Genomic DNA, 21,454 nt, shown 5'->3' on the forward strand with positions numbered 1-21,454 from the left:
ATCAAAGTACCTGAAAGCTATCAGGTACTTATCCAATTCAGCTTATCCAACGTTTAAACTTTATGATAAACCTCAGCCCCTTCCTTCAAAAACTGTTCTGATTTTTCATCCATCCCTTGTTTTAACGCCTCTTTTTCATTAATTCCTTTTTGTTTCGCATATTCACGCACATCTTGAGATATTTTCATCGAACAAAAATGAGGGCCACACATAGAGCAGAAATGAGCAATTTTTGCCGAATCTTTAGGCAAGGTCTCATCATGAAATTCACGCGCTTTCTCAGGATCTAAACCAATATTAAACTGATCTTCCCATCGAAATTCAAAACGCGCCTTACTCATCGCATTATCACGCACCTGCGCGCCAGGATGACCTTTAGCTAAATCAGCCGCATGAGCTGCAATTTTATAAGTAACAATTCCTTCACGAACATCCTCTTTATTCGGTAAGCCTAAATGTTCTTTTTGCGTCACATAACATAACATTGCACAACCATACCAACCAATATTTGCGGCTCCAATAACAGAGGTAATATGATCGTAACCTGGGGCAATATCCGTGGTCAAAGGCCCAAGCGTATAAAAAGGCGCTTCATCACAGTCTTCCAACTGTTTTTCCATGTTAACTTTAATCATGTGCAAAGGCACATGACCTGGGCCTTCAATCATCGTTTGAACCTCATGTTTCCAGGCAATTTGAGTCAATTCACCCAGCGTTTCTAATTCCGCAAACTGAGCTTCATCATTGGCATCATAAATAGACCCTGGACGCAATCCATCGCCTAATGAAAACGAGACATCATAGGCTTTCATAATTTCACAAATTTCTTCAAAATGCGTGTATAAAAAACTTTCCGTATGGTGTGCTAAACACCATTTTGCCATGATTGAGCCACCACGAGACACAATACCAGTCATTCGTTTTGCCGTCATCGGAATGTGATGCAAACGAACCCCCGCATGAATGGTGAAATAATCAACACCTTGTTCCGCTTGTTCGATTAACGTATCACGAAAAATTTCCCAGGTTAAATTTTCAGCTTTACCATCCACTTTTTCTAACGCTTGATAAATCGGTACGGTTCCAATAGGCACAGGCGAATTGCGTAATATCCACTCACGAGTTTCATGGATATTTTTACCTGTCGATAAATCCATAATGGTATCGCCGCCCCAACGAATCCCCCATAACATTTTTTCAACTTCATCTTCAATAGAAGACGTAATGGCTGAATTACCTAAATTGCCATTAATTTTAACCAAAAAATTACGCCCAATAATCATCGGCTCTAATTCAGGGTGATTAATATTACAAGGAATAATCGCTCGCCCTCTAGCCACTTCATCACGGACAAATTCAGCGGTTATTTTTTCTGGAAGAGACGCGCCTAAGGAATCACCCGCATGTTGATTTTTCCATAAATTTTGCATCTCATCCATTTTTTGATTTTCACGAATGGCAATAAATTCCATTTCAGGGGTAACGATTCCCTGACGTGCGTAGTGCATTTGGCTAACATTTTTACCTGATTTTGCACGACGGGGCTGACTAATGTGTTTAAAGCGTAAATGCTCAGTGGTCGCATCATGTAAACGCTCATGTCCGAATTCAGAAGAAGGCCCCTCTAATAATTCAGTATCATCACGCTCTAAAATCCAAGCCTGACGAATTTCAGCTAATCCTTTTTTTAAATCAACCTCAACCGTTGGGTCGGTATAAATGCCCGACGTATCATAAACATAAAGCGGAGGATTTTTTTCTGTTCCAAAATGAACAGGCGTATCTGAAAGGATAATCTTACGCATTGGAACTTGAATGTCAGGGCGAGACCCTTCAACATAAATTTTTTCAGAGGCAGGGTAAGGGGCAATTTTGACACGACTTACAGCCGTTTCTGTGGTGGGATTTTCTTTTAAATCAGCACTCATGCTTTTTTCTCCAAATTACAAAAAACTAAGGCGCAGAAAAACATGAGGGGCTTTCCTACGCTGGTATTATCCAGGCTCAGGTTCAAAGGGTTTTTCTCAGCTTTATCCTAAAATAAAACACCCCTAGCCTTTATAAGCAACCGTCTAAATTAAAGGATAACGGCTTGGATTGCAAGTTAAATTCTAAAGTCTATTTTAGCAAGTTATTATAAATCAAAAAGTTTTATCCCCCATTCGCGTAATTAGCTATTATTTAGTTCACTAAGTACGGTAAACGAGCTTATTTACGCTAAAATGGCGTTTTTTATTATTGTTATCATTGAGTACTGTAGGGGAAACTGTATGGATTTAAATAATATTAACCAACTCGAAAATGCGACTTCGTCAGCCAAAACTGAGTTAGTTAGAATTTCCATTGCTTTGTTGTTTATGTTCGGGGTAATGATTTATGTCTTGGAAATGTCAGGGGGCATTGATAAGCATTTATTATTAGTAGCCGCTGCGGTTATTGGGGGGTATATGGCCTTAAATATTGGGGCTAATGATGTCGCCAATAATGTAGGCCCTGCGGTGGGCTCTAAAGCCTTAACAATGGGAGGCGCCATTTTAATTGCGGCGATTTTTGAAGCGATGGGGGCTATTGTTGCCGGCGGGGATGTGGTAAGTACCATTAAAAAAGGGATTATTAATCCTGAGATGATTGCCGATAGCGATACGTTCATTTGGTTAATGATGGCGGCTCTTTTTGCCGCCGCTATTTGGCTCAATATTGCCACGTTTGTAGGTTCACCTGTTTCAACAACTCATTCAATTGTTGGCGGTGTTTTAGGCGCGGGAATTGCAGCGGGTGGATTTGGAATTGCAGATTGGGCTGTTTTTGGAAAAATTGCGGCGAGTTGGGTTATTTCACCGTTATTTGGCGGGGTAATTGCCGCTAGCTTCCTTTATTTAATTAAGCGTACGATTACTTATCAAGAAGAAATGCTTAAAGCGGCTCAGAAAGTCGTTCCTATTTTAGTGGCGTTAATGGTGTGGGCTTTTTCAACCTATCTTATCTTAAAAGGGCTGAAGAAGATTTGGAAGGTAGAGTTTAGTTCCGCATTAATGATTGGTTTAACCATAGCGGTGACTATTTTTATTTTATGTCGCCCTTTAATTAAAGCGGCGGCTAAAAAAATGAGTAATACCAAAGAAAGTGTCAACGGATTATTCACCTTACCGCTTATTATTTCTGCCGCCTTACTTAGTTTTGCGCACGGGGCCAATGATGTCGCAAATGCAGTTGGTCCATTGGCGGCCATTAATGATGCTATTTTTAGTGGCGGGGTCGTTTCTAAAGCAACCATTCCATTATGGGTTATGTTAGTGGGTGCCATAGGAATTGCGGTGGGTTTAGCCCTTTATGGGCCTAAATTAATTCGTACCGTGGGCAGTGAAATTACTGAGCTTGATAAAATGCGGGCTTTTTGTGTCGCTATGGCCGCGTCAATTACGGTGATTATTGCCAGTCAGCTAGGATTGCCTGTCAGTTCTACTCATATAGCGGTAGGGGCTGTATTTGGAGTCGGTTTTTTGCGTGAATATTTAAAACGCAGTTACGCCGTTATGATTGAAGAAATTAAATTACATCATATCGATGATAACCCCGAAGCAGTTGAAGCCTATTTAATAGGGTTCAAATCGGCATCCATAAAAATTAAAGGTGAAATGTTAATTGAATTAAAGGCCAATAAAACAGGTTTATCGTTAAGTAAAAAAGAGCGTAAAGGGTTAAAACGTATTTATAATCAAGAAATAGTAAAACGCTCACACCTTTATAAAATTGCAGCGGCATGGGTTATTACTGTCCCTGTGTCCGCGTTATTAGCCGCTTTACTCTATTTTACCATTAGAGGTTTTATGTTGCCCTAATCACATGCGCTAAAGGGATAAAGCGATTTTGAGTTTCTAACAGGATGATTTATACTATTTTTTTATAATCAACCTATTAAAATATGAAACTCAACAAACTTTTTTTCCCTTTTTTCCTCATCGGTTTAACCTCACTCTGCATCACCCATGTATCTGCGTCAGAAAAAGGGGTGGCTAGTTATTATGCGGCTAAATTTCAGGGAAGAAAAACAGCCAGTGGCCAACGCTACGATAAAAGAAAATTAACGGCCGCTCATAATGGGCTTGCCTTTGGCAGTAAAGTTAAAGTGACTAATTTACGCAATCATCGCTCTGTTGTTGTCACGATTAATGACCGAGGGGCTTTTAGAAAACGATTGATTGATTTATCTTACGCGGCGGCTAAAAAATTGGGCTTTGTTAAAAAAGGACTTGCAAAGGTCAACGTGACCGTTTTAAAACCTTAAGCTCTCATTTCAGGTAAGAGACGCGATACACCGCGTCTCTATCGTAGGACACGCAATCCCCGTATCTTTATTTATTATCTTTTATTTCTATTTCTGCCTCGGCTTTTCGATATTGTATAGAAGAATAAACCGACAAACCAATAAAAGTCACCCCAATTAATCCCGTAAAGACTTCAGAAATATGAATTACCATACTGAGTAGCATAATCATCGCTAATGCCCCAATTGCATAATGTGCGCCATGTTCCAAAAAGATATAATCATCTAATGTACCTTTATCAACTAAAAAAATAGTTAATGAACGTACAAACATAGCACCAATGGCCAAACCTACCATAATAATAACCACATCTTTAGTAATCGCAAACGCACCGATAACCCCATCAAATGAAAAGCTGGCATCTAAAAATTCTAAATAAACAAACGCCATAACCCCCGTTCGTTTTAAGGTTTTTCCCGTAATCGCATCTTCATTTTCGCCTTCGAGCAGTTCAATACTTGTAATCAAAACATAAAGGACAATCCCTCCTAACCCTGCGAGTAACGCCGATAACTTTTCTTCTTCGGGTAAAAAACTCTGCATAATTAATAAGGCAACAAGAGCAATAATAACTTCTGCAGAATCTAATTTTCCTACTTTAAACAGTTTTTTCTCAAGTTTTTCTAGCCACATGACTTCTTTTTCATGATCCAGAATAAAATATAAAAAAACTAACAGTAAAAAAGTTCCACCAAAAGCCGATATTTGAACATGGGCCGACGTTAAAAACGAGGCGTATAAATCAGGATCCGCAACGGCCATATAAGCGACTTTAAAAATCCCTAAGTCAGCGGCAAAGGCAACAATTACCACAGGAAAAACCAAACGCATTCCAAGGACCGCAATTAACATTCCCCAGGTTAAAAATCGGCGTTTCCAAAGTTCGTCCATATTTTTTAATACACTTGCGTTAACAACGGCATTATCAAAAGATAAACTAACTTCAAGGATAGCTAAAATACTCACAATGGCAACGGCTGCCCACCCTCCCCAAAGTAAAGCAATGAACAAGCCGATACCTGTAACTATAAATGAATATTTAAAATGCTGCATGATGAATCCTTAAAGATTTAATGTAAACCATAATAGTAGCAAGAATTGGCTAACAAAGGGGTGAATTTTTATCCCAAGGTCTCAGTTTATCAACGAATCGACTTTTATCCATTTAATTTAATTTAATTTTAGATAGCGTTTATTAATAGGGCTTTATAGTGATTCTATGTGAATAAAAATAACCTTTATTAGGGCATAAGGGATAGCTCGCAGGCAATACTTCCCTTGTGTTATAATGGCCCATTGCGTTCAAAAATGTCTATATACTTATTTGATAACAGCAAATGACGCATTCAATATATTTTTATTATCAATCACTCCTTTATAATCCATGAAAAAAATTCTTATTTCTGACAAATTAGCCGATGCTGGCATTAATTTTCTCAACGAGCAAGATGGTATTCAAATCCATATTGAAACGGGGCTAAATGAAACGCAGCTTTGTGAAATTATTGGTGACTATGATGCGTTATTAATTCGTAGTGGTTCGCAAGTCACTAAAAAAGTTTTAAAAGCCGCCACGAATTTAAAAGTTATCGGGCGAGCAGGTATTGGGGTTGATAATGTTGATGTCCCTGCGGCAACAGAGCAAGGTATTATTGTCATGAATACGCCTGATGCTAATGCAACCACCACCGCCGAATTGGCTTTAGCCCATTTATTTTCACTCAGCCGCTTATTACCCCGAGCAGATAGCTCTGTTCGTTCGGGTAAATGGGAAAAAGCTAAATTTATGGGATCCGAGGTTTCTCATAAAACGTTAGCCATTTTAGGATTTGGAACTATTGGTCGCATTGTTGCTCAACGGGGTGTTGGTTTAAAAATGCGTGTTATTGCTTATGACCCTTTTGTCGCGCCTGATGTTTTTGAACAAATGGGCGCGGAATCCGTAAGCCTAGACGAGTTAATCGCTCAAGCTGATTATTTAACGCTGCATTGCCCGATGATTGAAAAAACACGGGGAATTATTGGTGAAAAAGAGTTTAAAGCCATGAAAAAATCAGCGATGTTGATTAACTGCGCACGCGGTGGACTGGTTGATGAAGCCGCACTTTATAATGCGTTAAAAGATAATGATATTGCCGCTGCTGCATTGGATGTTTATGAGCAAGAGCCTCCAAAAGAATCCCCTTTATTTGAATTAGATAATATTACGTTTACCCCCCATTTAGGCGCATCAACACGCGAGGCTCAAGTCGCTGTCAGTGTTGAAATTGCTCGTCAAGCGGTTACGTTCTTAAAAACAGGGGAAGCGATTAACGCCTTAAATTTACCGCGTTTATCGGCGGAAGAATTAAAAAAATCTCGCCAATTTATGAATTTAGCCAACATGCTAGGTAAGGTGTTAGTCAATTTAGCCAATAAACCCATTGAACGCTTAGAAGTTGCTGTCTTTGGAAAAGCGTCAGAGCTTGAAATTAGACCTATTTCAGTTGAAGCTTTGGTCGGAATGTTTACAGGACAGTTATCAACCCCTGTTAATCGTGTAAATGCTGAGAATATTGCCAAACGTCAAGGCGTTTCGCTGGTTGAAACAAAAAGTGATGTTGCCGAAGGTTACTTATCATTAATCAAAATGGTCGGCCATTATGGCGATGAAAGTATTTCATTAGAAGGTACCTTATTAGGGGACTGTCATCCTCGTTTAGTGCGTATTAACCAATTTGAAGTTGAAGTGGTTCCTGAAGGCATTTTATTAGTCACCCGTCATGATGATAAACCCGGTGTGATTGCGGCCATTAGTAATGTTTTAGGCACCGCTAATATTAATATTTCACGAATGGAAGTGAGTACGGGAAATGAGAGTGAGCAAGCAATGGCCATTATTAGTGTTTCTACGCCCTTAAATGATGATTTATTTGCAGGCTTACATGCGATTCCTGCGGTACACAGTGCGACTCAAATTTGTTTGTAACTAACCTTTAAGAGTAAGCATTTATAGGTTATAAAATAAAAAGAAAATTGGTAGACTGGGTTAGCTTGTTTCGCTTGCGAAATAACGTAAACCCAGCCTTCATTCACTCCATTCGTTATCTTAGGTACTTAACGTCTCTACTCGTTAGTTTCTTTTTTCCTAACCGTGGTATCTAATCGAAACAAAGGTTTGTAAGACGTATCCGTATCAAAATCATCCCAAATATAGGCAGGTTCTGAAATAGGATAGGTTGGAATAGGCATGGTAATCACATCCACAAGCCCTGTTGATAGTCGCCCTAACATGTGAATAATCCCTTTAAACAACCCGCCCGTAACCCCATAAATAATATTACTATTATTGGTTGTATTGATGATATTTTTAGGTATTTCAAGCACGGCAGTCGTCATATTTGTTATTCCATTTAAGGCTTTACTCCCTACTTTTTCACCATAAGGGTATTCTGTATTTTGACTATTTTCATCCGCTTGAGCAATCGAAGATAGGGTTAATATGGCCGCTAATAACAATGGACTCACTAACGATGGTGACTTTTTTTTCATCATAAATTCTCAAAAATTAAATTTGCTAGAAGTATAGCAGAGCTGAAAGAAATATTTTGACTCATAATAAAGCAGTAAACGATGGCATCTAAAAAGCAATCCTATAATAAAGGGGACAAATTATCAGCTTGGCGTGAATCGCTTAATGATATTATTTTTGGCGCAGAAACACGTTTAGGAAAAGGCTTTGATATTATCTTAATTATTATGATAATACTCAGTATTTTCATGGTGATGCTCGATAGTGTTGAATCCATACAGCGTCGTTATTATAAAATATTTTACATAAGCGAATGGTTTTTCACGCTCTTATTTACCATTGAATATTTAGCACGATTAATTTGTGTTCGCAAACCGTGGCTGTACGTTCGCAGTTTTTTTGGACTGGTCGATTTACTGTCTATTTTACCCACTTATATCGGGCTTTTAATTCCTGGGGTAAAATATATGCTGGTACTACGTGCCTTACGTTTGTTGCGAATTTTTAGAATTTTAAAGCTCTCTGAATATATGCAAGAAGCGCATATACTTATGGATGCGTTAACCAGTAGTTTTCGTAAAATTGCCGTCTTTTTATATGTTGTGTTAACGTTAGTGGTGGTCTTTGGCTCACTAATGTATGTTGTTGAAGGCAGTCATGCTGGATTTACCAGTATCCCTAAATCAATTTATTGGGCAATCGTCACCTTAACAACGGTCGGCTATGGCGATATTGCACCACAATCAACGTTAGGCCAAATCATAGCCTCGGCGATTATGATTATGGGTTATGGTATTATTGCAGTACCTACGGGCGTATACAGTGCTGAATTATTTAAGCATTATCAAGCCGATAAAATTACCAATGATGCTTGCCCTGATTGCGGCGCAACAGGACATGATTTTGATGCGCAATTTTGCAAATACTGTGGACATCCACTCGAACATTAAACTTTTAAACAAGGGGAATTTAAACATGCGCTATTTACATGCGATGGTACGCGTTAAAAATCTTGACGATTCATTGGATTTTTATTGCCATAAACTAGGCTTAATGGAATCCCATCGAATTGAAAGTGAAGAAGGACGTTTTTCACTCATCTATTTATACGCCCCTGAAGACAGTAAGCAGGCTAAAGCGAATGAAGCCCCCTTAATAGAATTAACCTATAATTGGGACAGTGAAAACTATGACGCTGGACGTAATTTTGGACATTTAGCGTTTGAAGTTACTAATATCTATAGCGTTTGCCAATCATTAATCGATCAAGGGGTCATTATAAATCGACCGCCACGCGATGGTTATATGGCCTTTCTTAAATCACCTGACAACATTTCTATTGAATTATTACAAAAAGGGCCTAAATTACCGTGTCAAGAACCGTGGCTTTCAATGGAAAATACGGGCCATTGGTAAATTATGCACGCAAAATTCTTAACCGTTCATCCATGTGTATTCTCTGTGATGACGATGGCATCGAGGGTAAAGATATTTGTAAGTTTTGTTTTCAGCAATTACTGCGAAATAAACAGAGCTGTTATCAATGTGGTTACCCCTTAAAATCAAAAAGGCTATCCCCTCTTTGTGGAACCTGTTTATCAAACCCACCTGATTTTAACACGACCCACGCGCCTTTTATCTATCAAGGGGCCATAGGATATTTAATTACACAACTTAAGTTTAATCAAACCTATAAAAATGCACGTTTATTAGGCCAGATTTTTGCAGATTCATTAACAAAGACCTCATTACCTCAATGTATTATCCCTGTTCCCCTCCATAAAAAACGCTATCGCCAACGAGGTTTTAATCAATCATTAGAAATTGCTAAAACAGTGGGAAAACAGTTACATATTCCGATTGAATCTAAACTCTGTATTCGCCATCGAAATACGCCTCATCAAATAGGCTTACCCAAACACAAACGCCATGAAAATGTTAAAAATGCCTTCTCCCTTGTGAAACAAATCAACTATACCCATATTGCTATTTTAGATGATGTCATGACAACAGGCTCCACCTTACGAGAAATTACGCGTATTTTTAAAAAAGCAGGCGTTAGCACGATAGAATTATGGGTTTGTGCGCGTGCCTAAATTAATGGTGCGTTTAACCAACACAACAAAAGGAAATTAAAATGAAAATATGGGTAGATGCTGATGCGTGTCCCGTCGTTATTAAGGCTATTTTATTTAAAGCCGCAGAACGGACAGGAACTTTCGTAACGTTAGTCGCTAATCATTCGTTACATATCCCCCCTTCCCGCACCATCCAATTTCTTCAGGTTTCATCAGGATTTGATGTGGCTGATAACGAAATTGTTAAACGACTTGTCCCTGGCGATTTAGTGATTACCGGTGATATTCCTTTGGCAGCGGAAGTTATCGAAAAAGGAGCTTACGCGCTTAATCCACGCGGCGAACTTTATACCACTGAGAATATTAAAGCCCGTTTAAACATGAGAGATTTTATGGATACCTTACGTTCCAGTGGTATTGATACGGGCGGACAAGCCCCCTTGAGTCACAGTGAACGTCAAGAATTTGCAAATCATTTAGATAAACTGTTGGCTAATGCGACTTAAAAACCAACCCAACTCTGTGATAAGATTTACGGATTAATTGCACAAAAAAATTAAAAAGAAGCTACACTGAGCTGTTTTATTAATAATTAATGGAGGATTTATGTGTTTTAGTGCGAATATGTCACTCGGATTAGGCGTTATCGGCATAGTGGCAGCAAGCATTACCTTTTTCGATAAAAAGGAGTCTTTTTGGGTTAGATTAGCCCGCTCTTATGCGATTCTTCATTTTGCACTCATGGAGTTTATTCAATATTTTGCCTACCCCGTTGTCGATCAATGTGGCTATGGAACCAACCTTTTTCTCAGTGAACTCTCAGCGTATCATATTTGCTTACAAGCCTTTGCAATTATGCCCGCATTAGCGACCTATTCATCCGATCCGAATGCGTTAAAGCGTGCAACTCAAATAGGCGGATCGTTAAGCGGTCTTTTTATTCTGTTTAAATTTTTCCCTCAACAATGGCAATTATTTAATATTGAACCTAATTTTATTGGTGATATGGTCTCGTGTTTATTTATGGGAAAATATCATGTCGGTTACCATATTGCGAGTGCCTACGGTTTATTAATCACCCATGGTTCGTTATTTGCCTTAGCCATAAGCGGGTTTTTATGGAAAAACAATATAAAAATAGCCAGTTTTCATTTTAGCATGGCGATGATGACGTTATTTTTTCCACAATGGGCATTTGGAGTCTCAACAGGTGAAGCCGCAGCGATGTATTGTTTTTACTCCATTCCTATTACCGCAAGTTTTATGCCTATGTTTACTAAATTTTTTAAAGCGGATAAACCAGAGAGTTTTCAAGAATTTGCTTAAAATCACAGTGATCTAAAAAGTGATTGGCGTTGATAATTTGAATGTTAAAACAAGCCTCACTCACAAAAAATGAAAATTCGCGATCAATAATTCCTTGATCTTCTAATTGACTCAATGATGCCAGACAAGGGATATTGATAGCTTTAATTATCGTTAGTTGACTGGCGTGCAGTTGTATTGCAAGCCAAGCGGCTAAACTATCTGACGTAACCCCCCAACTGGCCTTAATAGTCGCTTCATTGAGTTCGTCAATACAAGGCGACCAAATAATTTTGAAAGGGGCTTTTATTTTTATTTGTTTTTGAATATCGTTAACCAAATTTAGAACCTGAAAATTGGCCTGTAACCCCTGAAACAATAAAGCCATCTGTTGCATAGCTAAAATTGCCATTTCATGTGCAATCACATCATTAAAGTGCCAACACTGCTGGGATTGACGAACATTATCTGCAAATAATCCCCCCCCTGGAACAATGATAACCATCTCCTGACTCAGCGTTTCAATTTTATTTAAACAACCGATTAATTGCTTTGATTTTTCTAAACTCCCGCCAAGTTTAACCACATGAATTTTTGTCACAATCCTCTAATTAATGTGAACAAAAGGATTATTTTCCATTTCTTCTGCAAAACTTGACATAGGCCCATGCCCTGAAATAAATGTAACCTTCCCACCTAAAGGCCAAAGTTTATTTTTAATTGAATCAATCAACGTATTAAAGTCCCCTTTTTCTAAATCGGTACGCCCGATAGAGCCTTTAAATAAAACATCCCCCACTAAGGCCCGTTGAGATGCAGCATGATACAAAACAATGTGACCGGGTGTATGACCAGGACAATGAATGACCTCTAATACTTCATTCCCTATTTCAACACGATCCCCTTCTTCAAGCCAGCGTGTCGGTTTAAAACTATCACAAGGTGGAAAACCAAAAGTCTGACACTGCGAAGGAATAGTTTCAATTAAAAACCGATCCTCATGATGAGGCCCTTCAATCGGAATATTGTACATTGACGCTAACTCCGCCGTTGCCCCAACGTGATCTAAATGCCCATGCGTTAAGATAATGGATTCTAAAATAACATCTTCTTTTTCAAGTACGTCTAATAATTGATCAACATCGCCACCGGGATCAACAAAGGCCGCTTTACCCGTGTTGTCACAAATGAGTAAGGAACAGTTTTGTTGAAAAGAAGTCACAGGAATTGTAATTATTTTCATTAATAAACCTTTGGGGATTATGGATGCAGATGAATTTAAGTTTGTTTTATTTTTTGCAAATGAGTATCGGCCTCATCAATTAATTTCACAGCAATTTCCTGCTGAATTTGGGATGAGCTGTCCCGATCAAATTCGTAACTTGCATGACCTATCGCCGCAGAAAAAGAAATAGTTTGTCCTAAAAAAATTATTTTATGTTCTTTTAAGACCGCCTGTATTCGTTTAGACAACGCAACAACGACCTCATCAGAGACATTAACTAATAAGGCTGCAAATTTCTTACCTTCATAATAACTAAAAACATCTGAAACTCGAAGCTGTTGTTTTAATAATTCAGAAATAGATTCCAAAACATACTTTTCTAATTTTTGTGCATCGGTATTTTTACGTCCCTTTGAAAAAATAACATCAAAGATTAAACACGAAATATAATTAACACTACGCTGTCCTCGATCAAGTTCTTCAACAAGCCGTCTTTCAAAAAAATGGCGGTTATTAACGTGGGTGAGCGTTTCAATGAGTTTAACTTGCTTTAACGTCTCAAACTGCAAACTATTTTCAATCGTCATCGCCAATAAAGCCACCAGTTGGGGCATTGAGTCATTAATAAAACTATTAAAAAAACAATCGGCCCGTTTACTGACAAGGTTTAATGAGCCTAAATAGTGCCCTTTACGAGTCAACGGCATAATGGCAATGGTTGCAGGTGTTTCTTCACGTAGGGGGAAAAAAACCTCATGCTTATAAGCCTCATAAGCCCCCATATACATCCCATTACTAAAATTATTCACCAGAATAATTTTATCTTCTAATAAAATTAAATTAGCATTTTTTTCGTAATCATAATCGTAACTCGCTAAGTAATTGCTGATTTCATTATCCTGATTAACCAATGATAGGCTTATATCATCTAAGTCAAAAACAACGACAAGCTCTTTTAAAATAAAATCAATTATTTCTGGAAGCGTTGTTAAATCAAGTAATTGCAGCTCAAAACTACGAAGTTTTTTAAGCATCAAATTATCCCCTTCGACCTTATTGACCATAGTGTCGAGGCAACTTTGCAATATCATTAAATCGGTGGTTATATCTTCTTCCAATGTTCTATTCTCTTAACGGTGAGTAACTTTCACTTTAAGGTTAGCAGTTTATTAAAAAACTGCGTAATAATTTAGCCTTATCGCGCTATTTTAGTGATTATTTTTTAAAAAATTATAACGCATAATTCTATCATTATCTGCAACGATGCCGTCGATTGTCTACTTAAAACTGGTAGAATAAGCACTAATATAAGTTTCAAAAAAACTTAACTTACGCAATTTAGTTAAGGCAAAAGGTTATAAAAGAAAAGGCAGCATTACCCTGTTATACCCTAAAAGTTATTAACTAAAAATACTTACTGGTTATTGAATGATTTTTAACAGCTCTGAATTTTTATTTATATTTTTACCCCTTTCTTTTTTTATTTACTTTTATTTTCTACATAAACGCTTCATTATTGGTGCAAAAGCGTTTCTCGTTTTTGCCTCATTATTTTTTTATAGCTGGTGGGAAATTAGCTATTTGCCCCTTATTTTATCCTCCATGCTGTTCAATTATGTCATTGGAAGTGCGTTAAATGAGAAAAAAAAGCGGTTACAGTTTCCTAAAAAATCACTGCTCATCACCGGAATTGTGGCTAATCTGGGGTTATTAGGCTATTTTAAATATTATGATTTTTTAATTCATAATTTTAACCTTGCTTTCGATGGCTCAGTTCCCCCACTAAACCTGTTATTACCGTTAGCTATTTCATTTTTTACCTTTCAACAAATTGCCTATTTAGTCGACTCTTATCGGCAAGAAACTTCAGAATATGATTTTTTAAATTACGCTCTTTTTGTCACCTTTTTTCCCCAGCTTATTGCCGGGCCTATTGTTCATCATGCCGAAATGATGCCGCAATTTGCCTCAAAATGGAATTTAGTTAAGCGTTATCCCAATATTGCGACAGGATTATTTATTTTTGCTATTGGCTTAGCTAAAAAAGTAATGATTGCCGACACGTTTGCAGAATGGGCAACCTTAGGATTTGATCAAGCCCCAACCCTTAATTTTTTTGAAGCCTGGGCCACGTCATTAGCTTATAGCTTTCAATTATATTTTGATTTTAGTGGTTATACCGATATGGCGATTGGAGCGGCCTTATTATTTAACATAAAATTACCGATTAATTTTAACTCACCCTATAAAGCCTTAGATATTCAAGACTTTTGGCGACGATGGCATATCACCTTATCTCGTTTTTTACGTAATTATATTTATATTCCCCTCGGTGGAAATCGTAAAGGTATGTTTAGAACGTATTTTAATTTATGGATCACCTTTATTCTGGGCGGAATTTGGCATGGTGCGGGATGGACATTTATATTTTGGGGTGTTTTACATGGAACCGCCTTGGTCATCCATCGTTTGTGGTCAAGCGTTGGTTACAAATTACCTAAAATTTTAGCTTGGTTTTTAACCTTTAATTTTATTAATCTTTCTTGGGTCTTTTTTCGAGCCAAAGAATGGGACGATGCCCATAAAGTCATTGAAGGAATGTTAGGATTATCAGGGGTTGTAATTACAGATCGGCGTGAAAAATTATTTTCATTTTTATCCTCATTTGAAAATGTCTCTTTTGGCAAGGTGACCGAACATATTGGCGATGGCTCTAATGTTATGTATGCCCTTTTAGTGGGGTTTATCCTTTGTCTTTATTGTCAAAATTCATCTGAAATGGTCGCTAAAAAAACATTTAAAAGTTATCACGCTGTTTTTATTGCATTAACCGTTTTAGTTTCCTATTTATTGTCAATAGAAACAGAATCGTCTCCTTTTTTATATTTTAATTTCTAGGATTATCAGTGAGTCACGTAAAAAGATCAAAACTTTTTTTATTAATAACCGTCCTTTCTTTTATAATCCTTATCATTACCTATACGGTTGGCTATTATTTAATGGCCACCCGAGAAATTTTAGTCAGTCATTCTTACAAACAATTTTTATTGAATCATACTCAAGGTCAACGACTTATTATTGATAGTGGCTCTAATTCTTTTTTTGGGATTGATAGTCATTTACTTGAAAAAGAACTCAATATTTTAACCATCAATTTAGCGGATAATGCAGGGTACCCCTTACAAAGTAAATTACGGCGCATTGAAAAATATTCGCATCAAGGGGATATTGTATTACTCCCTCTTGAGTGGCAATATTATTCTTATGAGGCTATTCCTGATATTTTTACGAATAATTTACTCGGAAGTTTACATTACTACCATCAAAGCACTCCCGTTCAAGATATAAAACAAATATGGAACACCCCTTTTTCAAGTTTTATGTATGATGTTAATCATTATAGAAAAGAATTTAAAAATAATAATCGTAATTTAAAGCAACATATTGAAAGATTTAACCATCAAGAAAGAGGTGATTTTATACAAGAAGATTTTGTTTTAGAATTTGAGGAGGCCAGTAAAGTGACTCCTTGTGATGAATACGTTTTAGGAAATGCCTTGAAAAATGGATTTACACTTTCTTCGACGTTTAAAGAAAACTTAAAACTTATTCAGCAATTACAAAACCAAGGCATTCATATTGTTTTAACGTGGCCTGTCGTCGTCGGAAAAGACTGTTATAGCTTAAAAAATACGCCAATGATTAAAGGTTTTACAAAATTAATTAAAAAGACACTTAATGAGCATAACATCTTAATTTTAGGCGATCCTTATGAAAGTCGATTTTCCCCTGAATTTATTCTGAATAGTTATTATCATATCAATGCAAAAGCGCGTGATATGCGTACAAGACGATTAATTAATCACCTTAAAAACCCAATAAGTTACTCGTGGTTTAATCAAACTAAAGCCATCTCCTATGACTTAGATATTTAACGACTAATAGAGACGCAATGCCCATGCCTTGCGTCTCTAATGGTCATAGACTCAACCTATTTCTAGCCTATAAAACATCAAAATAAAAAATACGCCGTTTATGATTCCTTTTTTTCAGGCACAGTCTCATCTGTTTTTTCAGGCACAATCTCAGGTTCAGGCTCATCTGTTTTTTCAGAAACAACGTCAACGACTGGGGTCTCATCCGCTTTAACACTCTCAGTCTTGCCAACATTAGTTGCCCCACCCGCTCTAAGTTTAGCCTCAGCTTTTGCTTTTTTCTTTTCAGCCGCCGCATTTTCAATCGCCGCTTGTTCAACTTTTATACCTTCCATAAATTCAAGAAACCAAGGCGTTTCGATGACATTTTTCATATCAGGGTCATTTAAAATATCGGCTTCATCGGGTAGATGAGCATATTCTTTCGCCTCTTTTAAAGAGGCAAGACAGGCTTCATGATTATTTTCAATACTATAAAGACACGCGAAATTAAAAGCACCGCTCCCTTTTTGAATGGTCCCTGCCTGCTTAAAACAGGCTTTAGCACGGTGATATAAAAGATCATCAGCGGCTGCCCCTTTAATACGAGCAATGTCCATATAAGCAACGCCCCCTTCAACGGCTGCCCCTAAATAATAAGGCTCGACCGTTAAACAAAAACTGTATTTATTAATCGCTTCCTCATAAAGCTCAATGGCTTGTTGTCCCTCTTTCGTTTTAGCTTGGTTTAATAACCCAAACCCCCAGTTATATAAGGCATCGGCCAACATTAAATTATCGCTAAGGACAAATTCAAAGCCCTCATAAGCACTTTTATAAAGTTGCTCAGCTTTACCCTTTTGGGCTTTTCGCGCCTTGCCAATTTGATTGGTTGCAGCACTTAGGGTCGTTTTTTTCTTAATAGCGGTAAAAAGTGACATAAATATTTTTCTCTTTTCTAGTGATTAAGGGGTTAATTATTATAAAATAACCCCTTATTTTTACAGTATCTTCCCAATAAAGCTATTAGAATTTTTTTATGACTCAAACAGATGATTTAATAACCCGAAAAAAATTAAATTTAGAGACTTCTCGAATGCCTTGGCAGGAATTACAACGTTTTTTTGCAAAGGGCGACGCTATCTTTGTTAGCTCAGATTTAGATTTAGTTGACGTGGCTTACCAGTTTTCACAAGATAATAAAACGCAGGTTAATACATGGATGATTAATCACAAAATTGGCAAGGTAACCGAGTCTCAAGCGCAGCAATGGATAAATAAGGACAGTTTAGTCTGGGCGGTTGTTATTAAGCCGTGGGTTCTCGTACAGGATAAAAATTAAGATGAGCCAAAAAATAGGGCAAGGGATGATTTATTTAGCTTGGTTTTTATTGTTAGCCTTATTAACTCTAGCGGCCAATACTTTATTAGAAAAACAAAATAATCCAAACCAAAATTTAGCCAGTGATGCCCTTAATAACCGCATGGCAGAAGTCATCTTAGAACAAAACCGCCAGGGTCATTATGTAGCAACAGGACGCATTAATACGAATAAAGTTACTTTTTTACTGGATACTGGAGCAACTCAGATAAGTATCCCTGAAAAAATTGCTGATCAGTTGCACTTAAAAAAAGGTTATCCCCTGCAAGTAATGACTGCAAATGGTTCAATCACGGTTTATTCAACTGATTTAAAGCAGGTGAGTTTAGGTTCAATTACCTTAAATAACCTCAAAGCACATATTAATCCCTATATGAACGGGGATGAAATTTTATTAGGAATGAATTTTATGAGGCATTTAGAAATTATTCAGCGAAATCAGCAATTATCACTTCGACATTACAATTAAAGTAATCTAACCGCGATTCAAGCTATCATTATTTATAGCTTGAATTCACGTTCTTTCCTTGAGCGTTATAGTTATAAGAACTTAGCCGATGGCTTACGCAGTTTTTAGTTTAACTTTATAAACAATATAGCCTAAACAACCTGCCATCAAAAAACCAAGGAGATAAAAAATAGTATTTGTAGACTCAACTGACTCATTAACATCGGGAAACTTAAATTTAGTTAAAACGCCTAAACCCGAATCCTGAACATCAATTGTAATCGAACGAGCCTTTAATTGACGCATTTGAACTTCACCATCATCAAAGGATTTATAGTTTCTTGATTTTAGCGTCACAAAATTTGGGTAAAGCGGAGTCGATGAAAACTGTGCCTGAGTCCCTATAGCCTCGGCAATTTCTTTTTCAATTACTTTTGTTGATTTATTGACTGTTTTAATTTCGATCGGTGGATTATTATCCAGCGTTATACGAATGATTCCTCCTGCCGCCCCTTTATTATTAGAACGTGAAAAATTATCAATATACTCAACCGCTGCTGAATAAACAATATCGATGGCAACATCAATGGAAGTGGTATTAAAATCGCCATTAGGAATATCATAATGGAGTTTTTGATTGCTATAATCGCGTGTCGTCACATAAGCTAAATCAAACCCCGCTCGATTACTCACTAAATAGGTTGGTTCTCCCTCAATAAAGCGAGCAATGGCTCCACGCGCATGGGGCGCATCATAGTTTATTCCCGCGTTAAGCGATTTTGCTGCTTTTTTAGCCAACGTAATTGCAGAAGTCGGGTTTCTTGACGTAAAGCCATTAATAAAAACTAGACCATTGGCTCGATGTTTTGTATCGCCCCCTTTTCGCCAAGAAACTAACGTTGAAAAGGCAGTATCCCCTTTTCTTTTTGATAAACCCGTTTCTATACGAAGTTGATTTTGTTCTGCGGGTAAAGCAAAAACAAAATTTGAGAAAATAATCGCGCTAGCAAATAAGCCCGTTAATTTTAAAAATTTATTTTTTATCATTATCTATATCCTAAGAAATATCCATTCCACATTACGGCATCCTTCATTTTTCGGTTTACAGTTTAAATCGGTGTCCAATAGTTTTAGCAGTTGGCAAGTCACGAAAATAGCTAAAGCTATTTTACTCCCCACTATTTTTTAAGAATAAAGTGTAAACTACTTTTAAGCTAAATGAAGGATGCCCACATTACCATACAATAATATCAATTTGGAATTCATATAAACATTTTCATTCTAACAATCACAAAAAAGCCCGATAGTGACCACTCACTATCGGGCTTCAAAATAATTATTACTGAAAATAATTACTGGCCAAGCTTTCTTAACCTATCCAAGGATTTTAATTGTTCCATCGCCTCTGCTAATTGCGCGGAAGCGGTTGAATAACTAATTGTTCCCGTTTGATCTGCTAATGCATCTTCAGCTTTTTTTTTTGCATCTAATGCGGCTGCTTCATCAATATCTTTCGCTCTAATCGCATCATCGGCCAAAATAGTCACAATATGAGGTTGAACTTCCAACATTCCCCCAGAAATATAAAAGGGTTGCGTTTCTTTATCGTTAATTTTAACCCGAACTTCACCCGGTCTTAATTTAGTAATTAAAGGCGCGTGACGTGGAGCAATTCCTAATTCCCCCATTTCAGCAGGGGCAAAAACCATTTCCGCAAGACCTGAAAAAACTTCTTGTCCTACGCTCACAATATCAACATGAATAGTCATTGTCATCATATTTACCTATAAGGTTGTTAAAAGTAGATAAATCAACAATTGAGATGTCTAGTCTCTATCCTCTATTATCTACCTTTTAAACTACATGTTTTTAGCTTTTTCTATCGCTTCATCAATCGAACCGACCATGTAAAATGCTTGCTCAGGAAGGCTATCATATTCACCTGCAATAATGCCTTGAAACCCTGCAATAGTATCTGCTAGAGAGACGTATTTACCCGGCGCACCCGTAAAGACTTCAGCCACAAAAAAGGGTTGTGATAAGAAACGTTGAATTTTACGCGCTCTGGAAACGGTTTGTTTATCTTCTTCTGATAACTCGTCCATTCCTAAAATTGCAATAATATCTCTTAGTTCTTTATAACGCTGTAAGATTCCCTGAACGGCACGAGCAACATCATAATGATCTTGACCAATGACGAGAGGATCTAACTGACGACTGGTTGAATCTAAAGGATCAATCGCAGGATAAATTCCAAGCTCTGCAATTTGACGTGACAAGACTACGGTCGCATCTAAATGCGCAAAGGTTGTTGCAGGCGATGGATCGGTTAAATCATCCGCTGGCACATAGACCGCTTGAATTGAAGTAATCGAACCTTTTTTAGTCGACGTAATACGTTCTTGTAAAACACCCATTTCTTCTGCAAGGTTAGGCTGATAACCTACCGCAGAAGGCATACGACCTAAGAGTGCCGATACTTCCGTTCCCGCTAAGGTGTAACGATAAATATTATCAACGAAAAATAAAACATCACGGCCTTCATCACGAAAATATTCCGCCATGGTTAACCCTGTTAACGCAACGCGTAAACGGTTTCCTGGAGGCTCATTCATTTGTCCGTAAACCATCGCGACTTTAGAGTCATTTAAGTTTTCGGCATTAATAACGCCCGCTTCTTGCATTTCGTGATAGAAATCATTTCCTTCACGCGTTCGTTCACCTACCCCAGCAAAAACAGATAAACCCGAATGTTCTCTCGCAATGTTGTTGATTAATTCCATCATGTTGACGGTTTTACCCACACCTGCGCCACCAAATAAACCGACTTTACCCCCTTTTGCAAAAGGACAGATTAAGTCAATTACTTTGATGCCTGTTTCTAATAAATCATCAGAAGCCGATTGTTCATCATAGCTAGGAGCTTTACGGTGAATTCCCCATTTTTCTTTTTCGCCAATCGCTCCTCGTTCATCAATAGGCTCACCCAAGACATTCATAATCCGTCCTAAGGTTTCTTTACCGACAGGAACAGAAATAGGAGCACCCGTACTAGTGACCTTTAATCCACGGCTTAAACCGTCAGATGTTCCCATCGCAATTGAACGGACAACGCCATCGCCTAATTGCTGTTGAACTTCTAAAACAGTATTTTTATCTTCTACATTTAATGCGTCATAGACTTTTGGTAAAGCGTCGCGTGGAAATTCTACATCCACGACCGCGCCAATAATCTGAACGATTTTACCCGAACTCATTGTGTGTCCT

General features: G+C 37.5%; 22 protein-coding genes and 1 riboswitch. Of the genes, 12 read left to right on the forward strand and 10 right to left on the reverse strand.

Features of this window, described 5'->3' with window-relative positions; all coding sequences use genetic code 11:
• Nucleotides 1-53 precede the first annotated feature (53 nt).
• Nucleotides 54-1,928 (reverse strand): phosphomethylpyrimidine synthase ThiC, encoded by a 1,875-nt coding sequence (gene thiC, locus Q9M50_13385; GenBank protein MDQ7091606.1) that lies wholly within the window; start codon nt 1,926-1,928, stop codon nt 54-56.
• Nucleotides 1,929-1,963: 35 nt separating this feature from the next.
• A riboswitch (TPP riboswitch) is annotated at nt 1,964-2,063 on the reverse strand.
• Between the two features lie 207 nt (nt 2,064-2,270).
• On the opposite strand from thiC, the gene Q9M50_13390 reads away from it, so the two are divergent.
• A complete protein-coding gene (locus Q9M50_13390; protein MDQ7091607.1) occupies nt 2,271-3,839 on the forward strand; it encodes an anion permease in 1,569 nt (522 codons plus the stop codon).
• An 83-nt stretch (nt 3,840-3,922) separates the two neighbouring features.
• Nucleotides 3,923-4,285 carry a septal ring lytic transglycosylase RlpA family protein gene (locus tag Q9M50_13395; GenBank protein MDQ7091608.1) on the forward strand — a complete coding sequence of 121 codons (363 nt, stop codon included), beginning with the start codon at nt 3,923-3,925 and terminating at the stop codon, nt 4,283-4,285.
• 67 nt (nt 4,286-4,352) lie between these two features.
• Here the strand turns inward: Q9M50_13395 and Q9M50_13400 are convergent, their stop codons facing one another.
• Entirely contained in the window at nt 4,353-5,378 is a 1,026-nt protein-coding gene (locus Q9M50_13400; protein ID MDQ7091609.1) for a DUF475 domain-containing protein, read from the reverse strand.
• A 331-nt stretch (nt 5,379-5,709) separates the two neighbouring features.
• Between Q9M50_13400 and serA the strand changes: the two genes are divergently transcribed.
• Nucleotides 5,710-7,293 (forward strand): phosphoglycerate dehydrogenase, encoded by a 1,584-nt coding sequence (gene serA / locus Q9M50_13405; protein ID MDQ7091610.1) that lies wholly within the window; start codon nt 5,710-5,712, stop codon nt 7,291-7,293.
• Nucleotides 7,294-7,430: 137 nt separating this feature from the next.
• On the opposite strand, the gene Q9M50_13410 is transcribed toward serA, so the two are convergent.
• Nucleotides 7,431-7,856, reverse strand: a complete 426-nt coding sequence (locus Q9M50_13410; GenBank protein MDQ7091611.1) for an exosortase system-associated protein, TIGR04073 family — start codon at nt 7,854-7,856, stop codon at nt 7,431-7,433.
• Between the two features lie 81 nt (nt 7,857-7,937).
• Between Q9M50_13410 and Q9M50_13415 the strand changes: the two genes are divergently transcribed.
• The 5 genes from Q9M50_13415 to Q9M50_13435 all read left to right on the forward strand — a co-directional run bounded on the left by Q9M50_13415 (nt 7,938) and on the right by Q9M50_13435 (nt 11,240).
• On the forward strand, nt 7,938-8,786 hold the full coding sequence (locus Q9M50_13415; GenBank protein MDQ7091612.1) for an ion transporter: 849 nt from the start codon (nt 7,938-7,940) through the stop codon (nt 8,784-8,786).
• Between the two features lie 25 nt (nt 8,787-8,811).
• Complete coding sequence (locus Q9M50_13420; GenBank protein ID MDQ7091613.1) at nt 8,812-9,252, forward strand: VOC family protein; 441 nt, start codon at nt 8,812-8,814, stop codon at nt 9,250-9,252.
• On the forward strand, nt 9,207-9,932 hold the full coding sequence (locus tag Q9M50_13425) for a ComF family protein (protein ID MDQ7091614.1): 726 nt from the start codon (nt 9,207-9,209) through the stop codon (nt 9,930-9,932). Before Q9M50_13420 ends, Q9M50_13425 begins: the two co-directional genes overlap by 46 nt.
• Before the next feature lie 41 nt (nt 9,933-9,973).
• On the forward strand, nt 9,974-10,420 hold the full coding sequence (locus Q9M50_13430; GenBank protein MDQ7091615.1) for a YaiI/YqxD family protein: 447 nt from the start codon (nt 9,974-9,976) through the stop codon (nt 10,418-10,420).
• A gap of 100 nt (nt 10,421-10,520) precedes the next feature.
• A complete protein-coding gene (locus Q9M50_13435) occupies nt 10,521-11,240 on the forward strand; it encodes a DUF5765 domain-containing protein (protein ID MDQ7091616.1) in 720 nt (239 codons plus the stop codon).
• Here the strand turns inward: Q9M50_13435 and Q9M50_13440 are convergent.
• The 3 genes from Q9M50_13440 to Q9M50_13450 are packed head-to-tail and all read right to left on the reverse strand — an operon-like array spanning nt 11,200 to nt 13,478.
• The gene (locus Q9M50_13440; protein ID MDQ7091617.1) at nt 11,200-11,820 is read right to left on the reverse strand and encodes a uridylate kinase; all 621 of its coding nucleotides are present in this window, start codon (nt 11,818-11,820) and stop codon (nt 11,200-11,202) included. The two genes, Q9M50_13435 and Q9M50_13440, sit on opposite strands and share 41 nt — an antisense overlap.
• A 6-nt stretch (nt 11,821-11,826) precedes the next feature.
• A complete protein-coding gene (locus Q9M50_13445; GenBank protein ID MDQ7091618.1) occupies nt 11,827-12,462 on the reverse strand; it encodes an MBL fold metallo-hydrolase in 636 nt (211 codons plus the stop codon).
• A 35-nt stretch (nt 12,463-12,497) separates the two neighbouring features.
• A complete protein-coding gene (locus Q9M50_13450) occupies nt 12,498-13,478 on the reverse strand; it encodes a sensor domain-containing diguanylate cyclase (protein MDQ7091619.1) in 981 nt (326 codons plus the stop codon).
• Nucleotides 13,479-13,872: 394 nt separating this feature from the next.
• On the opposite strand from Q9M50_13450, the gene Q9M50_13455 reads away from it, so the two are divergent.
• Nucleotides 13,873-15,342 (forward strand): MBOAT family protein, encoded by a 1,470-nt coding sequence (locus Q9M50_13455; protein MDQ7091620.1) that lies wholly within the window; start codon nt 13,873-13,875, stop codon nt 15,340-15,342.
• Between the two features lie 101 nt (nt 15,343-15,443).
• The gene (locus Q9M50_13460) at nt 15,444-16,379 is read left to right on the forward strand and encodes a hypothetical protein (protein MDQ7091621.1); all 936 of its coding nucleotides are present in this window, start codon (nt 15,444-15,446) and stop codon (nt 16,377-16,379) included.
• A 98-nt stretch (nt 16,380-16,477) separates the two neighbouring features.
• Here the strand turns inward: Q9M50_13460 and Q9M50_13465 are convergent, their stop codons facing one another.
• The gene (locus Q9M50_13465; GenBank protein ID MDQ7091622.1) at nt 16,478-17,299 is read right to left on the reverse strand and encodes a hypothetical protein; all 822 of its coding nucleotides are present in this window, start codon (nt 17,297-17,299) and stop codon (nt 16,478-16,480) included.
• Nucleotides 17,300-17,397: 98 nt separating this feature from the next.
• Here Q9M50_13465 and Q9M50_13470 point away from each other — a divergent pair, with 98 nt between their 5' ends.
• Complete coding sequence (locus Q9M50_13470) at nt 17,398-17,700, forward strand: DUF2288 domain-containing protein (protein MDQ7091623.1); 303 nt, start codon at nt 17,398-17,400, stop codon at nt 17,698-17,700.
• A 1-nt stretch (nt 17,701) separates the two neighbouring features.
• Complete coding sequence (locus tag Q9M50_13475; protein MDQ7091624.1) at nt 17,702-18,208, forward strand: TIGR02281 family clan AA aspartic protease; 507 nt, start codon at nt 17,702-17,704, stop codon at nt 18,206-18,208.
• Between the two features lie 93 nt (nt 18,209-18,301).
• Here the strand turns inward: Q9M50_13475 and Q9M50_13480 are convergent, their stop codons facing one another.
• The 3 genes from Q9M50_13480 to atpD all read right to left on the reverse strand — a co-directional run bounded on the left by Q9M50_13480 (nt 18,302) and on the right by atpD (nt 21,444).
• Nucleotides 18,302-19,234: a hypothetical protein gene (locus Q9M50_13480; GenBank protein ID MDQ7091625.1), complete on the reverse strand. Its 933-nt coding sequence runs from the start codon at nt 19,232-19,234 to the stop codon at nt 18,302-18,304.
• A 305-nt stretch (nt 19,235-19,539) separates the two neighbouring features.
• Nucleotides 19,540-19,962 carry a F0F1 ATP synthase subunit epsilon gene (locus Q9M50_13485; protein MDQ7091626.1) on the reverse strand — a complete coding sequence of 141 codons (423 nt, stop codon included), beginning with the start codon at nt 19,960-19,962 and terminating at the stop codon, nt 19,540-19,542.
• A gap of 84 nt (nt 19,963-20,046) precedes the next feature.
• The gene (atpD, locus tag Q9M50_13490) at nt 20,047-21,444 is read right to left on the reverse strand and encodes a F0F1 ATP synthase subunit beta (protein MDQ7091627.1); all 1,398 of its coding nucleotides are present in this window, start codon (nt 21,442-21,444) and stop codon (nt 20,047-20,049) included.
• Nucleotides 21,445-21,454: the final 10 nt, after the last annotated feature.

It is taken from the genome of Methylococcales bacterium (genome assembly GCA_030949405.1).
Lineage (GTDB): Bacteria > Pseudomonadota > Gammaproteobacteria > Methylococcales > Methylomonadaceae > WTBX01.